Raw genomic sequence first — 16,104 nt, forward strand, 5'->3', positions numbered from 1 at the left:
TGCTCCCCGCCCGACGCACTGACTCTTGGGCGACCCCTCTGTGGGACTACGGGCCGACGCGGACCAGCTTCTTGTTGACGAACTCGTCCGCCGCGAGAAGTCCCATCTCACGGCCGGTGCCGCTGCGCTTGACGCCGCCGAACGGCAGCTCGGGAGAGTCGGCCAGGACGAGGTTCACGTAGACCATGCCGGCTTCGATCTTGTCGGCGACGCGCTCGGCCTGAGCCTCGTCGGTCGTGAAGACGTACGACCCGAGCCCGAACGGAGTGTCGTTGGCGATGCGGACCGCCTCATCCTCATCGGCCGCGCGGTAGACGACGCCGACGGGGCCGAAGAACTCCTCTCGGTAAGCGTCCATCTCGGGCGTGACGTCGGTCAACACCGTGGCGGGATAGAACGCCCCGTCGCGCTTGCCTCCGGCGACGAGAGTCGCGCCCTGAGCGACCGCCTTGTCGACCTGTTCCTCCAGCCGCTCCGCCGCGACCTCGGATGACAGCGGCCCCAACACCGTGTCCTCGGCGAGGGGATCGCCCAGCTTCGAGCCGGTCATGACGGCCGTGAACTTCTCGACGAACGGCTCGTACAGGTCGTCCGTGACGATGAACCGTTTCGCGGCATTGCATGACTGGCCGGTGTTGTCCAGACGCGCATCGGCGGCAGCCTGCACCGCGGCATCCAGATCATCGGTCGACAGCAGGATGAACGGGTCGGAACCGCCGAGTTCGAGCACGACCTTCTTGAGGTTGCGCCCCGCGACCTCGGCCACTGCAGCGCCGGCGCGCTCCGAGCCCGTCACCGAGACGCCGTGCACGCGCGGGTCGGCGATGACGTCGGCCGCCTGCTCGTTGGTCAGGTACAGGTTGGTGTACGCGCCCTCGGGGAATCCGGCATCGTCGTAGATCTTCGCGATCGCGGCGGAGGACTCCGGGCACTGCGAGGCGTGCTTGAGCAGGATCGGGTTTCCGATCAGGAGGTTCGGCGCCGCGAATCGGGCGACCTGGTAGTACGGGAAGTTCCACGGCATGATGCCGAGCAGCACCCCCAGTGGCGACTTGCGGATGACCGCGGAGCCTTCGCCGAGGATGTCGATCGGCTGGTCCTTCATGATCTGCTCGGCGTTGTCGGCGTAGTACTCCGTGATGTCGGCGGCGAACTCGGCCTCGGCCACCGCGGCGGCGAGGGGCTTGCCCATCTCGCGCACGATGATCTCGCCCAGCTCGTCGCGGCGCTCGCGGTGCAGCTCTGCGACGCGCCGCAGCAGCGCAGCACGCTCCGCGACGGTGGACGTGCGCGCCCAGCCCTTCGCCGCGGCATCGGCCGCCGCGAGCGCCTGCTCGAGTTCGGCGTCCGTCGCGACGGGGTAGCTTGCCAGGGTCTCGCCCGTGGCGGGGTTCACGACTGCGTAGTCACTCATGGTTTCTCCGTTCGCTGATGAAAAATGTGCCGTCACCGACGCGGGCGGCGCAGGCTGGCGGGGGCGTCCAGTGAAAGGGTCTCGCCCCGGAAGAAGGCGGGGCGCTTGATCGCCTGCCAGATCATGATCACAAGACCCAGGCCGATGATCCCCACGCCGAGCACGAAGACGCTCCCGAGCCCGAACCACTCCGTGCCGCTGCCGTAGTCGGGGTCCATGCTCTCCACGAGCGTGATGACGAACAGCGCAGCGAGGATCAGTCCGCCCACCAGCGGGAACAGCAGCGTGAAGAAGAAGCTGCGCGCCGAGTCGAACCACTGCCTGCGGAAGTACCACACGCACGCGAAGGCGGTGATGCCGTAGTAGAAGCAGATCATCAGGCCCAGGGTGGTGATGGTGTCCCACAGCACGTTCTCGTTGACGAACCGCATGATCGCGTAGAACACCGACGCGATGATCGCCGAGACGATCGTCGCGAAGCCGGGCGTGAAGAACCGCGGGCTCACCTCTGCGAACCGCGGCGGCAGCGCACCGTAGTGGCCCATCGCGAGCAGGGTGCGAGCGGGAGAGACGAAGGTGGACTGCAGCGAGGACGCCGAGCTCGTCAGCACCGCGAGGGACACGAGGAAGGCGAGGGGTCCGAGGATCGGGCCGGACAGGAAGAAGAAGACGTTCGCCTGGATGTCCTCGTTCCCGAGGCCCAGGTCCTCAACGCCGGTGCCCGCATACGCCAGCAGCGAGACGGAGATCAGCAGGTAGAGCACCACGATCGTGATGACGGTCAGCGTCGCCGCGCGACCCGGGGTCTTCTCGGGGTCCTTGGTCTCCTCGTTCATGGTGAGGGTGACGTCCCATCCCCAGAAGATGAAGATCGAAAGCGACAAGCCGGCGACGACGGCCGTGAACGAGCCGACGGCGAACGGGTTGAACCACGACAGCTCGACCGGGCTCGCGTCGAATGCGTTGCCCTGTGCGACGTGCACGAAGGCCGCGACGGAGAAGATGACGAGAACCAGGACCTGGAAGGTCACCAAGACGTACTGCAGCTTCTGCGTGGTCTGCATGTCGCGGTACGAGATGAGCGTGGCGCCGAGCATGAACAGCAGGCAGACCGCCACGTTGATGAACGGGTTGAACGCGAGCTCGGCGATCGTGCCGGGACTGCCTGCGATCTGGTCGATCAGCAGGAAGAGGAACTCGACCGCGATGCCGGCCAGATTCGAGAGGACGAGGATGGTCGCGGCGATGAGTCCCCACCCGGCCATCCAGCCGACCCAGGGACCGAACGCGCGCGCCGCCCACGTGAAGGAGGTGCCCGAGTCGGGCATCTGCCGGTTGAGCTCGCGGTAGCCGAAGGCCACCAACAGCATCGGGATGAACCCGATCAGGATGATCGCGGGCACCTGGAAGCCGACCTCCGACACCGTGGGCCCCAGGGCTGCGGTGAGCGTGTAGGCCGGCGCGATGCACGAGATGCCGATGACGACGGCGCCGATGAGGCCGACCGTGCCGGCACTCAGCCCTTTCGCCGATAGGCCGCCGGCTTCCTTGCCGGCCGTGGGAGCGAGCGGCGCAGCGGCGCCCAGGCGTTCGCTCATCGCGACTCTCCTTCTGCGGCCCGCGTGCGCGGAACCACGATCATCGGTACGGGCAGTTCATGAAGCATCTTGGCAGCGGTGGAGCCGAGGAACAGACGGCGAGGCTGCGCGAGGCGACTCGAGCCGACGATCGCCACCTCACCGGGTTCCCAGCTCAGGTGCGTGACGGCGTCCTCGATGCTGTCGCCGCGTCCGACGATCACTTCGGTGTCGCCGTTGCCGGGCAGCCCTGCGCGCGCTTGCGCCAGCACCTGGTCGGCATGGGCTGCGCCCGCGATGCGGATGACTCCCGTGTCGACGCTCGCCGGCAGATCGACGGTGACCAGGGAGAGCAGCCGCAGCTCCGCACCCGTGTCGGCTGCGAGCGAGGTCGCCTCGTCCAGGAGGGCATCTGCGCCAGGACGCGTGCCGATCGCGGCGGTGATGCGGGTGACGCCCGTCGCGGGTTCGATGCGGCGCGACCCCTCCGGGGCCAGGGCCACCGGAACGTGCGACGAGTGCAGCAGCTCGGTGGCCACGGAGCCGAGGCGGTGACGCCCGCGCAGCCCGCCGTTCGCCGCGCCCACCACGATGTGCGAGGCGCCGAACTCCTCGGCCGCAGCCACGAGGCCCTCGGCGAAGGAGTCCGCGTAGCGCACGCTGGTGCTCGTGGCGACGGCATCCGGAATGGATGCGGTCGCCTCCTGCAGCCACGCCGTCGCCTGCTCGTTGAGGTAGCGGTCGTAGCTCGCGTCGGGCGGGGTGATCACGCTCCGGTCCTCACCCGGCAGGACGACCACTACATCCAGCGATGATCCGGATGCCGCGGCCAGACGCGCGCCGAGGGCGACGGCATCCTCTCCCGCCTCGGTGGCGGTGTAGCCGACGACGATCCGACCGCTCATGCGCGGGCCTCCTCGATGATGTGCGACGCGGCGAGCCGGCCCATGCGGATGGCGCCGTCGACGTGCTGGTACCCGGCTCCGGCGAGGTCGCTGCACGCGAAGTGGATCGGGCCGACCGGTTCGCGCAGGTCGGCACCGTAGCGGTGCAGACCGCCGAGGTCGAAACTGGCCGCGTATGCGCCGCGCGTCCACTCCTCCGAGCCCCAGTCGCTCTCGTAGTAGACGATCGGGTCCTTGGCCTCAGGGCCGTAATAGTGCGAGAGCGATTCGAGGATCCGCTCCTTGCGCTCCTCGGCCGAGAGACGGAACACGTCGTCGGCGTTGCGGTCCGACACGAATCCGACCAGCGTGCCGCGTTCGTCGCCGTGGTTGCTGTTGTCGTACGCCTCGTGCGACAGCTCGTAGGGGCTGAAGGCGGTGCCCGACAGGCCCTGATCTCGCCAGAACGGCCGATCGTAGACGGCGTGCACCTTGATGACGAAGCCCATCGAGATGTGCTGGTGCATCTGGTGCTGAAGTCGTGGCAGCGCGGGGACGAAGGAGATCCGCGAATAGAGGTTCGGGGCGAGGGCGACGATCGCGAAGCGTGCTCGGACCGTCAGGCCGTCGGCAACGGCGGTCACGGAGCCTGAGCCGCTCGAGGGGTCGCTCCATTCGAGCGTGCGCACGGCGTGACCGAGGTGGACGTCCTCGCCCAGTCGCTCCGCCAAGAGCACCGGAACCTGCTGAAGACCACCGACCACGCGCTTGTCGAGGATGAAGTCCGCGTCAACGAGGTGCGAGAAGCTGCCGGCACTTGCGGCCATCAGCAGCGCCTGGAGCGTCGAGAACGCGTGCGCGGGCTTGGTGAGCATCGCGCCCGCGATGAAGAGCGCGATGTTGTCGCGCGCTTCCTGGTCATCGGTCTGCTCTGCCAGCCAAGCCTCGAAAGAGATGCGGTCCAGGGCCTCGGCATCGGGATGCTCCCAGGGCCGATCCGGATCCATCTGGGCCACGAGCGCATCGAGCTTGTCGATCAGCTCGACCATCACCTTCTCGGTGGCCGGTGGCACGGGGAAGATCTCCCCGGTGAACCGGGTGAGCTTGCCCGCCTCGTCGACGTAGACGGAGTCTCCTTCGCGATAGCGCTCGTAGGTCTCCAGCCCGAGGTCGGCCAGCGTCTCGATCAGCGCTTCTTGGTCGGGCGAGACCCACTGGCCGCCGATCTCGAGTATCGCTCCGTCGATGACGTCGGTCCACAGCCGGCCGCCGACCCGGTCCCGGGCTTCCAGGACCGCGACCGACAGGCCGGCCTTGCGGAGCTCGTTGGCGGCCGTGAGCCCGGCGGCGCCCGCCCCCACGATCACGACGTCACGGTTCAGCTCGACCACTTCGGCTCCTCTGCTCGATCGGGTGAGGGAGGAGGAAAGCCGCACCGGACCCGGCTCCCCCACCGGGTCCGGCGCGAACTCCTCACGCGCCGCTCAAGGCGGCGGCGACGACATCCATGCCCTCGTGGAGGAGGTCGTCGGAGATCGAGAGCGGGGGCAGGAATCGGATGACGTTGCCGTAGGTGCCGCAGGTGAGCACGATGACCCCGTCGGCGATGCACGCCTTGGCGATCGCGGTGGTGAGCGCGCCGTCCGGCTCCCCCGTCACCGGGCCGACGAACTCGGCGGCGATCATCGCACCCCTGCCGCGGATGTCGCCCACACGGGGATCGGCGGCCTGCATCGCCGTCAGCCGCTCGGTGAGGATCGCGCCGATCTCGTCGGCGCGCTGGATGAGCCCGTCGTGCTCGAAGGCGTCGATCGCGGCAAGGGCGGCGGCGCACGCGATCGGGTTGCCGCCGTAGGTGCCTCCGAGGCCGCCGGCGTGCGACGCGTCCATGATCTCGGCCCGGCCCGTGACGGCGGCGAGCGGGAGCCCGCCCGCGATGCCCTTGGCGGTCGTGATCAGATCCGGCACGACACCGAACAGCTCGCTGGCGAACATGGCGCCGGTGCGGGCGAAGCCGGTCTGGATCTCGTCGGCGATGAAGACCACGTGGTTCGAGCGACACCATTCGGCCAGCCGCGGCAGGAAGCCGTCGGCGGGGACGATGAAGCCCCCCTCACCCTGGATCGGCTCGATGATGATCGCTGCCAGGTTGTCGGCCCCGACCTGCTTCTCGATGATCGAGATCGCGCGGTTGGCGGCATCCGCCCCGCTCAGTCCATCGCGGAACGGGTACGACATCGGTGCGCGGTAGATCTCCGACGCGAAGGGTCCGAACCCGCTCTTGTAGGGCATGCTCTTCGCCGTCAGGGCCATGGTCAGGTTCGTGCGGCCGTGGTAGCCGTGGTCGAAAGCGACGACGGCCTGCTTCCTGGTGTACTTGCGGGCGATCTTGACGGCGTTCTCCACGGCTTCGGCGCCGGAGTTGAACAACGCGCTCTTCTTCTCGTGGTCGCCCGGAGTGATGCGGTTGAGGGCCTCGGCGACGCCGACGTAGGACTCGTACGGCGAGATCATGAAGCAGGTGTGCGTGAACTGCGCGACCTGCGCCTGCACCGCTTCGACGACTTTGGGGTGGGCGTTGCCGAGCGTCGTCACGGCAATGCCGGCTCCGAGGTCGATCAGAGAGTTGCCGTCCGCGTCGAGGACCACTCCACCGCCGGCCGCGACGGCCTGGATCGGGACGGTGTGTCCGACGCCCGCCGCGACCGCAGCCGCCTTGCGGGCGATCAGCTCTTGCGAGCGCGGCCCCGGGATGCTCGTGACCATTCGCCGCTCCTGAGGGAGGGTGGGACCGCCGAGCGGAACCGCCGCAAACGTGCCGGAGGCAGACATGGTGTCGGGCGCAGACGTACTCATGCTCGTGAGCGTAAGCGTCGAGCTGTGCCGGCCGCACGCGCCGCGATGTACATTCTGGAGGTAGCCACCGTACGCACGGTACATCGAGAGGATTCGCATGCCCACCGTCGCAGAAGCCCCCACGCTGCGGGCGCTGCTGGGTAGAGGCGACCTGCACCTGCGCCTCGAGGGTGACGAGAACTCACTCGACCAAGGCGCCCTGGACCGTCCGCTCAGATGGGTACACAGTTCTGATCTCACCGACCCCACGCCGTTCCTGTCGGAGGGGCTCGCGCTGCTCACGACGGGCACCCAGTTCCAGGCGGCCGCAGACGACGCCTCGGTCTACCTCGCATACGTCCGCCGCCTGTCCGCCCGCGGCGTGGTCGGACTGGGCTTCGGCACCGAGGTGGTGCGCGACGGCATCCCGCCGCTGCTGGCCGAAGCGTGCCGCGCCGAGCAGATGCCGCTGTTCGAGGTGCCGTACCGCACGCCGTTCATCGCCGTGGCCCGTGCCGGCGCGGAGGCGATCGCCGCTCAGTCCTACGCGCGGCGCAGCTGGGCTCTGGCCGCGCAACGGGCGATCTCGCTGGCGGCGCTGCGCCCGGACGGGCTGGGCGCGACTCTGGCGGAGCTCGCCCGTCAGCTGGACGCGTGGGTCGGGTTGTTCGACGCGGCGGGAACGCTCACCCGCGAGCATCCGTCGTCACTCGAGCAGACCGTCGCGGCAGAGCTGCGAGCGGAGGTCGGCGTCGTCCTCCGGCGCGGCGCCCGCGCGGGATCCTCGCTTCGCATCGAGGGCGTGCCGTTCACCCTGCAGACCCTCGGCCGCGGCGGCCGCCTGCGCGGTGTGATCGCGATGGCAGCCGGAGATCTCGATCAGGAGGGCCGCGGCGTCGTGACGGCGGTCGTCGCGATGGCCGGCCTGGCCCTCGAGCAGCAGCAAGGACTCGACCGAGCGCGCACGCTGCTGCGGGCCGGGCTCGTCCATTCCCTGCGCAGCGACGATCCGACCCTCGCTCGGCGCATCGCCCGCGACTTGTGGGGCGGGCTCCCCGCCGCACCGATCCTGGTGGCGATGACGGATGCCGGCGCCGCCCGCCGCGACGCCGCGCGCGAGTGGCTCGAGCTGCGCGCCGACGAGCGCGGTGGCGGACTGTTCTTCGGCCGCGGCGACGACGGACTCGTGATCGTCGTCCGAGTCGGGGACGACGAGGTGCTCGACGAGTTCGCGGACCGGTTCGGCGCGCGGATCGGCGTCGCGGACCCTTCCGGGTACGACGCCTTCTCGGGTGCGACCGATCAGGCGCGACTCGCCCGCGACCGTGGGGTGGCCCGCGTCTCGCACTTCGCCGACGTCGCACGCACCGGCGTGCTCTCGGTTCCGCCCTCGGATGAGGCGCGCACGGTCGCCGCGGCCGCGCTGGCGCCGCTCGTGCGACACGACCTCGATCACGGCACGGCGCTGCTCGAGACGGTGCGGACGTGGCTTGCGAACGACTGCTCGCACGAGGCGACCGCGCGCGCACTCGGCGTGCACCGGCATACGGTGCGCGCGCGGATCGCCGCCGCGGAACGGGCGCTCGATTCCGACCTGTCGTCGTTCGCCGCTCGCGCCGAGATCTGGGCGGCGCTGCGCCTCTCGTCCTGAACGGCGCGCACGCGCGCCCCGGGGCTCCAGCATCCCGTCGAACCCATGCCCTCGCCGCGAGCCCATGCGTTCCACCGCGCATCGGCTCATGGGTTCGCGCCGAAAGGGATGGGTTCGCGTCAGGGGCGAGCCGGGTCAGCGCGGGGCGTGCGCCTCGAGGAACTCGTAGACGTCGGTTGTATCGACGCCCGGGAACGCGCCCGTCGGCAGCGTCGCCAGCAAAGTCCGCGGAGTGCGCACGTTCGGCCAGGAGTTCTCGCGCCACGACGCCTCGAGGTCGGCGGGGGCGCGGCGGCAGCACACCTCCACGGAGTGCTTCGACACGCCCCGATTCGGGGTGTCGCGTCCGAGGAACCACTTCGTGTCGTCGAAGCGCACGCCGACGCTGACCGAGTGCGCACCCTCGCTCGATGCCTCGACCCGTGCGGTGCACCAGTAGGTGCCGTTTCCGGTGTCGGTGTACTGGTAGTACGGGTTGAAGTGGTCGTCCTCGTCGAAAACCACGCGCGAGGTCCACCGCCGGCAGCACATCTGGCCCTCGATCGCGCCGAGCCGATCGGTCGGGAAGTTCACGTCGTCGTTCTCGTACGCCTTCGTGATCGTGCCCGACTCGTGCACCTTGAGGAAGTGCACCGGGATGCCGAGGTGCACCGTTGCGAGATTCGTGAAGCGGTGCGCGGCGGTCTCGTACGACACCGAGTAGGCATCCCGCAGGTCTTCGATCGAGATCGCGCGGCGTCCCTTCGCCTCCTGCAGGAACGGGACCGCATGCTCTTCGGGAATCAGCAGCGCACCGGTCAGGTAGTTGGTCTCGACGCGCTGGCGGAGGAATTCCGCGTAGCTCGTCGGCTCGCGGTGACCGAGGATCCGGCTCGACAGCGCCTGCAGCACGGCCGTGCGCGGGTCGCCCTTCGCCGTCAGTCGGCTGGAGAGATAGAGTCGCCCGTTCTTGATGTCGGCGACGCTGCGGGTGGTCTGCGGCAGGTCGGGCACGTAGTGCAGCGTGAAGCCCAGATGGGCGGCGATGTCGGATGCCGTCCGCTGCGTCAGCGGACCGCCCGGGTGAGCCACCGCACCGAGGAGCCGTCGCGCCTGCTCCTCCAGCTCGGGGAAGTGGTTGTTCTGCGTGCGCATCAGGCGGCGCAGCGCGACATTGGCGCGGCGCGCTTCCTCCGGCGTCGCCGCGCGCTCATCGCGGAGTCGCTCGATCTCGCCCTGCAGGGCGAGCATCGCCGCGAGCGCCTCGTTGGGCACCGTCTTGCCGATGCGGAACGGCGGGATGCCGAGGGCCTGGAAGGTCTGCCCGCGCATCGCGCGCTCGAGCGCGATCTCCATGGTCGATCGCTCGTCGAGCGGCTCGGACTCGAGCAGTGCGTCCAGCGTGGTGCCGAGCGCGCGCGCGATCGTGCGCAGCAGTGTCAGTTTCGGCTCGCGTCGCCCGTTTTCGATCATCGAGAGCTGGCTGGGCGCCCGATCGACCGCGCCGGCGAGCTCGTCGAGAGTCATGCCGCGCTCAGTGCGCAACTGCCGGATGCGGCGGCCGATGGTGAGGGAGTCCACCTCCTCATCGTCGAGCAGGTCTGCGTCGTGCGGTGCGGCATCCGTCGGCGTCATCCTGCGATTCTGTCACGAAAGCAGAACTTTGCCGAAACTTCACACCTCACTTCACCGGCTGGAGATCCGAACTTCACTCAGAGTGGAGCCACGAACAGCAGCCGGGGCCTTGAGCCTCGGCATCCGACACAGGAGACCGACATGACGATCCACGCCACCCCCGGCCAGCCGCCGCTCCGTGCGGGCGACCAGACGCAGACCGCCGCCGAACTCCAGGAGATCTGGGACACCGACCCGCGCTGGGACGGCATCGAGCGCACCTTCAGCGCCGCGGACGTGGTCGCCCTCCGCGGTTCCGTCCGCGAGGAGTCGACGCTCGCGCAGCGCGGCGCGGAGAACCTGTGGAACCTGCTGCACACGGAGGACTACATCCGGGCGCTGGGCGCATACACCGGCGGCCAGGCCGTCCAGCAGATCCGCGCCGGGCTCAAGGCGATCTACCTCTCCGGTTGGCAGGTCGCCGCCGACGGCAACCTCGCCGGACAGACCTACCCCGACCAGAGCCTGTACCCGGCGAACTCGGTCCCGGCGGTCGTGCGCCGCATCAATAACGCGCTGATCCGCCAGGACCAGATCGAGCATGCCGAGGGCGAGCTCACGCAGGACTGGCTCGCGCCGATCGTCGCCGACGCCGAGGCCGGTTTCGGCGGGCCGCTCAACGCGTACGAGCTCGCGCAGTCGCTGATCTCCTCCGGCGCCGCCGGCATCCACTGGGAGGACCAGCTCGCGTCCGAGAAGAAGTGCGGACACCTGGGCGGCAAAGTGCTGGTGCCCACGCAGCAGCACATCCGCACCCTGAACGCGGCTCGCCTCGCCGCCGACGTCGCGGGCGTGCCGACCGTGATGATCGCCCGCACCGATGCCCTCGCCGCCGACCTGCTCACCAGCGATGTCGACGAGCGCGACCGGACGTTCACCACCGGAGAGCGTACGAGCGAGGGCTTCTACCGGGTCACCCCCGGCCTCGACGCGGTCATCAGTCGCGGACTCGCGTTCGCCCCGTATGCCGACCTGCTCTGGGTCGAGACGGGCGAGCCCGACATCGAGCTGGCGCGCGCATTCGCCACGGCGATCCACGCGCGGTACCCCGGCAAGCTGCTGGCGTACAACTGCTCGCCGTCGTTCAACTGGAAGCGGCACCTGGACGATGCGCAGATCGCGACCTTCCAGCAGGAGCTGGCGGACCTGGGCTACAAGTTCCAGTTCATCACCCTCGCCGGCTTCCACGCCCTGAACTACTCGATGTTCGAACTCGCCACCGGCTATGCCGACCGCGCCATGAGCGCCTACGTCGAGCTGCAGGAGGCCGAGTTCGACGCAGAGGCGCAGGGCTACACGGCCACCAAGCACCAGAGGGAAGCCGGAACCGGCTACTTCGACCGAGTCTCGACCGCGCTCAACCCCGACAGCGCCACCCTCGCCCTGGTGGGATCCACCGAGGCGCAGCAGTTCCACTGACGACGACCGACTTCAAGGACACATCATGACCCTCACTGACACGGGCTCCCCGCCCACCACCACGACACCCATCCGGACCACGCACATGCCGTCGATCGAGATCCTCGGCACCGTCCGCGAGCGCTACGACGAGATCCTCACGCCCGAGGCCCTCGCATTCCTGACCGAGCTGCATTCCCGCTTCGGCGGCCGCCGGCACGACCGGCTCGCCGACCGCATGCGCCGTCGATTCGAGATCGGCAACGGGCACGACCCGCAGTTCCGGGACGACACCGCGCACATCCGCGAGGATGCCGAGTGGAGGGTCGCCGGAGCGGGCCCGGGCCTGGAGGACCGGCGCGTGGAGATCACGGGGCCGACCGACCCGAAGATGACGATCAACGCGCTGAACTCCGGCGCGCGGGTCTGGCTCGCCGACCAAGAAGACGCCACCTCCCCCACGTGGGGAAACGTCATCGAGGGGCAGTTGTCGCTGCGCGATGCGATCCGCGGCGAGCTGAGCTTCACGAGCGATGCGGGAAAGACCTACGAGGTCACCGCCGAGCGGACGCCCACGATCGTGATGCGTCCGCGCGGCTGGCACCTGTCAGAGGCACACCTCTGCTTCACCGACCGGACGGGACGCCGGTTGGCGGCATCCGGATCACTGGTCGACTTCGGGCTGTACTTCTTCCACAACGCGGAGCAGCTGATCGCGAACGGGCGGGGGCCGTACTTCTACCTCGCCAAGATCGAGTCCAGCGAGGAGGCGAAGCTGTGGGACGACGTCTTCAGCTTCAGCGAGCAGTACGTGGGTATCCCGCACGGCACGATCCGCGCGACCGTGCTCATCGAGACGCTGCCGGCCGCCTTCGAGATGGAGGAGATCCTCTTCGAGCTGCGCGACCACTGCGCGGGATTGAACGCCGGCCGGTGGGACTACATCTTCTCGATCATCAAGAACTACCGCGGCCGCGGAGCGCGCTTCGTGCTCCCCGACCGCAGCGAGGTGACGATGACGGTCCCGTTCATGCGGGCGTACACCGAGCTGCTCGTCAAGACGTGCCACCGGCGAGGGGCGTTCGCGATCGGCGGCATGAGCGCGTTCATCCCGAACCGGCGCGACCCCGAGGTGACCGAGCGCGCGTTCGAGAAGGTGGCGGCCGACAAGAAGCGTGAGGCGGGCGACGGGTTCGACGGCACGTGGGTGGCGCATCCGGATCTGATCCCGACAGCGAAGGCCGAGTTCGACGCGGTCCTCGGTGAGCGCCCGAACCAGGTCGACCGGCAGCGGGACGACGTGGAGGTGAGGGCATCCGATCTGCTGAACGTGCACATCGGCCGGCCCGTGACCGCCGCGGGCGTGCACGCGAACGTGTCAGTGGCGATCCGATACGTGGAGGCGTGGCTGCGCGGGCTCGGCGCCGTCGCGATCGACAACCTGATGGAGGATGCCGCGACCGCGGAGATCAGTCGCAGCCAGGTATGGCAGTGGATCCACCAGGACCGCACGACCGAGGACGGCACCTTCATCACGCGTGAGTACATCGAGGGACTCATCTCCGAGGTTCTGAGCGAGGTGGAGCGCCGCGAGGGCGACCGCTTCGACGACGCGGCCGAGGTCTTCCGCGAGGTCGCGCTCCGCGAGGAGTTCCCGGCCTTCCTGACGCTGTCGGCATACTCGCGCTACCTGGTGGAGACGGACTAGCCCCCGAGCCGCCTCCGCGAGACTGCATCGGGAGGTCGAGACTGCGGGGTTCACCCGCTGTCTCGACCTCCCCTTGCAGTCTCGGCGAAGAGAAAAGACGGCAAGGCGCGCGAGTTGTCGATGCGCAGACGACCTGTTCGACGCCCTTCACGTAACGTCGCTGAACAGAAGGGACACGCGATGAAGTATCTGATGCTCGTGGTAGCCGATCCGGACCTCACCACGGAAGAAGACCCGGTGCTCACGATCGAGGAGTGGGTCGATGAGACCTACGGTCAGGGCAAGGCCACCGACGGCGACCGGCTGCGACCGCCGTCGCACGCGAAGACCATCCGTCGTCGCAACGGCAAGGTGAGCGTCACCGACGGTCCCTACGCCGAGACGCACGAGTGGATCGCCGGATTCGACCTGCTGGAGTGCGACACGATCGAGCAGGCGATCGAGGTCGCGACGCGGCATCCGATGGCCACCCACGGCACGATCGAACTGCGTCCGGTCTGGCCGCTCGAGCTGGACTGAGCGGGACCGGCGGGCCGGGGCGCGCTGTCAGGGTCGCGCCTCGGCATCCGGCCCCTCGCCGCTGAGCACAGGCGACTACGCTCGAATCCGTGACAGAACGCGCTCCTCTCTCCCAGAAGCTCAGTGCCATCGCCGAGTCCGCGACCCTCAAGGTCGACGCGAAGGCGAAGGCCCTTCAGGCCGCCGGACGGCCGGTGATCAGCTACGCGGCAGGCGAACCCGACTTCGCGACGCCGCAGTTCATCGTGGATGCCGCGGCAGAGGCTCTGCACGACCCGGCGAACTACCGCTACACGCCCGCCGTCGGGCTTCCGGTGCTGCGCGAGGCCATCGCCGCCAAGACCCTCCGCGACTCGGGGCTGGAGGTCGATGCCTCCCAGATCGTCGTGACCAACGGCGGCAAGCAGGCGGTCTACCAGGCGTTCCAGGCGGTCGTGAACCCGGGCGACGAGGTGCTGCTGCCCGCGCCGTACTGGACCACCTACCCCGAGGCGATCGCCCTGGCCGACGGTGTGCCGGTCGAGGTCTTCGCCGGCGCCGACCAGGAGTACAAGGTCACCGTCGAGCAGCTCGAGGCCGCCCGCACCGAGCGCACCACCGTGCTGGTCTTCGTGTCGCCGTCCAACCCGACCGGTGCCGTGTACAGCCCCGAGGAGACGCGGGCGATCGGCGAATGGGCCGTGGAGCACGGCATCTGGATCATCTCCGACGAGATCTACCAGAACCTCGTGTACCAGGGGGCCCGCGCGGTGTCGATCGTCGAGGCGGTGCCGGATGCCGCGGGGCAGACGATCCTGGTGAACGGGGTGGCGAAGACCTACGCGATGACCGGCTGGCGAGTGGGCTGGATGGTCGGCCCGAAGGACGCGATCAAGCTCGCGGCGAACCTGCAGTCCCATCTGTCGAGCAACGTGAACAACATCGCGCAGCGCGCGGCTCTCGCGGCGCTGACCGGACCGCAGACCGAGGCCGAGGACTTCCGGCTCGCCTTCGACCGCCGCCGACGGCTGATCGTCGACGAGCTCTCGAAGATCGGGGGCGTCACGGTGCCGAACCCGCTCGGCGCTTTCTACGTCTACCCCGACGTGCAGGGCCTGCTCGGCCGCGAGTGGCGCGGCAAGACCCCGACGTCGTCGCTGGAGCTGGCCGACCTGATCCTCGAGGAGGTCGAGGTGGCGGTCGTCCCCGGCGAGGCGTTCGGCCCGAGCGGCTACCTGCGGCTCTCCTACGCGCTCGGCGACGAGGCGCTGCTGGAGGGCGTGCGGCGGATGCAGGAGCTGTTCGCGTAGCGTCGGCCTCCGCTACAGCTCCACCCCGACCAGCACGGGCTCGGGCTGGAGGATGAGTCCGAACTCGGACTGCACGCGACCCTGGATGAAGCGCGCCAACTCTGCGAGCTCATCGGCCGACGCGTCGCCGCGGTTGGTCAGTGCCAGAGCGTGCTTGGTCGACAGGGACGCGCGCGAGCGCGGGAGCTTGAAACCCTTGCGCAACCCGGAGTGCTCGATGAGCCAGGCGGCGCTGACCTTCACGTCGGACTCGCGGCTCGCCGACGGCGGCACATACCCCTCGTACGCGGCGAGCGGGATCACCAGGACGGAATCCAGGTCCGGAGCGACCGGCCACCGCGGGCACTCCGGCGGAAGCGTGCGCGCGAAAGACGGCGACACGATCGCGTTCTGGAAGAACGAGCCGGCGCTGTAGGTGTCGGGGTCTTCCGGGTCGAGCACCATGCCCTTGCGCCGCCGGGTGTCCAGGACGTGATCTCGCACCCAGGCGAGTGAGACGGATGCCTCGGGTCCGAGTCCGAGCGCGGTGCGCAGCTGCTCGCCGACGACGGGTCGTTCCCCGTGGCCGACCTGCTCGAGCTCCAGCGTCACCGTCAGGATCACCCCTGGCCGTTCAGGCACCGACCCGTAATGGTGCTTCAGGACGGACGTGCGGAAGCCGAGCCCGAGTTCGTCGGCCGGAACCGTCGAGACCTCGCCGGTGTGCTCGTCGATCAGCTCGACTTCGGCGAGCGTCTGAACGATCTCCTGCCCGTACGCGCCGATGTTCTGCACCGGAGCCGCGCCGACGGTGCCCGGGATGCCGGACATCGCCTCGATGCCCGCCAGTCCCTCCGCCACGGCGTACGCCACGAGCGCCTCCCAGTCGTGACCGGCCTGGACTCGGAGGCGCTCGAAGCCGGGACGAGGCGACGGGAGCCGCTCGATGCCGCTGGTGCGGACGCGGATGACGGTGCCGTCGAAGGGCTCGTCGCCGATGAGGAGGTTGGAGCCGCCGCCCAGCACCAGCAGCGGCGCGCCGTCGGCCCAGGCGGAGCGCAGCGCGTCGACCAGCTCGTCGGTGGTGTGCGCCTCGATCATGCGGTCGGGCATTCCGCCGGTGCGCAGAGTGGTCAGCTGCGCGAGCGGGATCGGGGGGACGTCGGGCATCGGCTAGGGCAGGCGGACCAGAACGTG

The 16,104-nt window shown here is 69.2% G+C and carries 12 protein-coding genes; 5 read left to right on the forward strand and 7 right to left on the reverse strand.

All coding sequences use genetic code 11. From position 1 onward, the window contains the following. Positions 1-46: 46 nt before the first annotated feature. From VFX99_RS15130 to gabT, 5 genes are all read right to left on the reverse strand, one after another. Positions 47-1,414 (reverse strand): NAD-dependent succinate-semialdehyde dehydrogenase, encoded by a 1,368-nt coding sequence (locus VFX99_RS15130; protein ID WP_329667119.1) that lies wholly within the window; start codon positions 1,412-1,414, stop codon positions 47-49. A gap of 32 nt (positions 1,415-1,446) precedes the next feature. After that, a complete protein-coding gene (locus VFX99_RS15135; protein WP_329667120.1) occupies positions 1,447-3,012 on the reverse strand; it encodes an APC family permease in 1,566 nt (521 codons plus the stop codon). Then, entirely contained in the window at positions 3,009-3,896 is an 888-nt protein-coding gene (locus VFX99_RS15140) for a universal stress protein (protein WP_329667121.1), read from the reverse strand. Before VFX99_RS15140 ends, VFX99_RS15135 begins: the two co-directional genes overlap by 4 nt. Continuing rightward, a complete protein-coding gene (locus VFX99_RS15145) occupies positions 3,893-5,266 on the reverse strand; it encodes an NAD(P)/FAD-dependent oxidoreductase (RefSeq protein ID WP_329667122.1) in 1,374 nt (457 codons plus the stop codon). Before VFX99_RS15145 ends, VFX99_RS15140 begins: the two co-directional genes overlap by 4 nt. Positions 5,267-5,348: 82 nt before the next feature. Next, positions 5,349-6,731, reverse strand: a complete 1,383-nt coding sequence (gene gabT, locus VFX99_RS15150; protein WP_329667123.1) for a 4-aminobutyrate--2-oxoglutarate transaminase — start codon at positions 6,729-6,731, stop codon at positions 5,349-5,351. 97 nt (positions 6,732-6,828) lie between these two features. Here gabT and VFX99_RS15155 point away from each other — a divergent pair, with 97 nt between their 5' ends. Then, positions 6,829-8,361, forward strand: a complete 1,533-nt coding sequence (locus VFX99_RS15155; protein WP_329667124.1) for a PucR family transcriptional regulator — start codon at positions 6,829-6,831, stop codon at positions 8,359-8,361. Between the two features lie 135 nt (positions 8,362-8,496). Here the strand turns inward: VFX99_RS15155 and VFX99_RS15160 are convergent, their stop codons facing one another. Then, positions 8,497-9,975 carry a helix-turn-helix domain-containing protein gene (locus tag VFX99_RS15160; protein WP_329667125.1) on the reverse strand — a complete coding sequence of 493 codons (1,479 nt, stop codon included), beginning with the start codon at positions 9,973-9,975 and terminating at the stop codon, positions 8,497-8,499. Positions 9,976-10,116: 141 nt separating this feature from the next. Between VFX99_RS15160 and aceA the strand changes: the two genes are divergently transcribed. From aceA to VFX99_RS15180, 4 genes are all read left to right on the forward strand, one after another. Further along, positions 10,117-11,433 (forward strand): isocitrate lyase, encoded by a 1,317-nt coding sequence (aceA, locus tag VFX99_RS15165; RefSeq protein ID WP_329667126.1) that lies wholly within the window; start codon positions 10,117-10,119, stop codon positions 11,431-11,433. A 25-nt stretch (positions 11,434-11,458) separates the two neighbouring features. Then, the gene (gene aceB / locus VFX99_RS15170; protein WP_329667127.1) at positions 11,459-13,120 is read left to right on the forward strand and encodes a malate synthase A; all 1,662 of its coding nucleotides are present in this window, start codon (positions 11,459-11,461) and stop codon (positions 13,118-13,120) included. 180 nt (positions 13,121-13,300) lie between these two features. Next, the gene (locus VFX99_RS15175) at positions 13,301-13,639 is read left to right on the forward strand and encodes a YciI family protein (RefSeq protein ID WP_329667128.1); all 339 of its coding nucleotides are present in this window, start codon (positions 13,301-13,303) and stop codon (positions 13,637-13,639) included. 89 nt (positions 13,640-13,728) lie between these two features. Continuing rightward, entirely contained in the window at positions 13,729-14,928 is a 1,200-nt protein-coding gene (locus tag VFX99_RS15180; RefSeq protein ID WP_329667129.1) for a pyridoxal phosphate-dependent aminotransferase, read from the forward strand. Between the two features lie 12 nt (positions 14,929-14,940). Here VFX99_RS15180 and VFX99_RS15185 read toward each other — a convergent pair whose 3' ends face one another. Then, the gene (locus tag VFX99_RS15185; protein ID WP_329667130.1) at positions 14,941-16,077 is read right to left on the reverse strand and encodes a UDP-N-acetylmuramate dehydrogenase; all 1,137 of its coding nucleotides are present in this window, start codon (positions 16,075-16,077) and stop codon (positions 14,941-14,943) included. Positions 16,078-16,104: the final 27 nt, after the last annotated feature.

The organism is Microbacterium sp. (assembly GCF_036277215.1).
Lineage (GTDB): Bacteria > Actinomycetota > Actinomycetes > Actinomycetales > Microbacteriaceae > Microbacterium.

Coding starts and splice junctions, on each gene's coding strand:
- VFX99_RS15130 (WP_329667119.1), bottom strand. CDS start 1,414: ATGAGTGACTACGCAGTCGTGAACCCCGCCACGGGCGAGACCCTGGCA.
- VFX99_RS15135 (WP_329667120.1), bottom strand. CDS start 3,012: ATGAGCGAACGCCTGGGCGCCGCTGCGCCGCTCGCTCCCACGGCCGGC.
- VFX99_RS15140 (WP_329667121.1), bottom strand. CDS start 3,896: ATGAGCGGTCGGATCGTCGTCGGCTACACCGCCACCGAGGCGGGAGAG.
- gabT (WP_329667123.1), bottom strand. CDS start 6,731: ATGAGTACGTCTGCGCCCGACACCATGTCTGCCTCCGGCACGTTTGCG.
- VFX99_RS15155 (WP_329667124.1), top strand. CDS start 6,829: ATGCCCACCGTCGCAGAAGCCCCCACGCTGCGGGCGCTGCTGGGTAGA.
- VFX99_RS15160 (WP_329667125.1), bottom strand. CDS start 9,975: ATGACGCCGACGGATGCCGCACCGCACGACGCAGACCTGCTCGACGAT.
- aceA (WP_329667126.1), top strand. CDS start 10,117: ATGACGATCCACGCCACCCCCGGCCAGCCGCCGCTCCGTGCGGGCGAC.
- aceB (WP_329667127.1), top strand. CDS start 11,459: ATGACCCTCACTGACACGGGCTCCCCGCCCACCACCACGACACCCATC.
- VFX99_RS15175 (WP_329667128.1), top strand. CDS start 13,301: ATGAAGTATCTGATGCTCGTGGTAGCCGATCCGGACCTCACCACGGAA.
- VFX99_RS15185 (WP_329667130.1), bottom strand. CDS start 16,077: ATGCCCGACGTCCCCCCGATCCCGCTCGCGCAGCTGACCACTCTGCGC.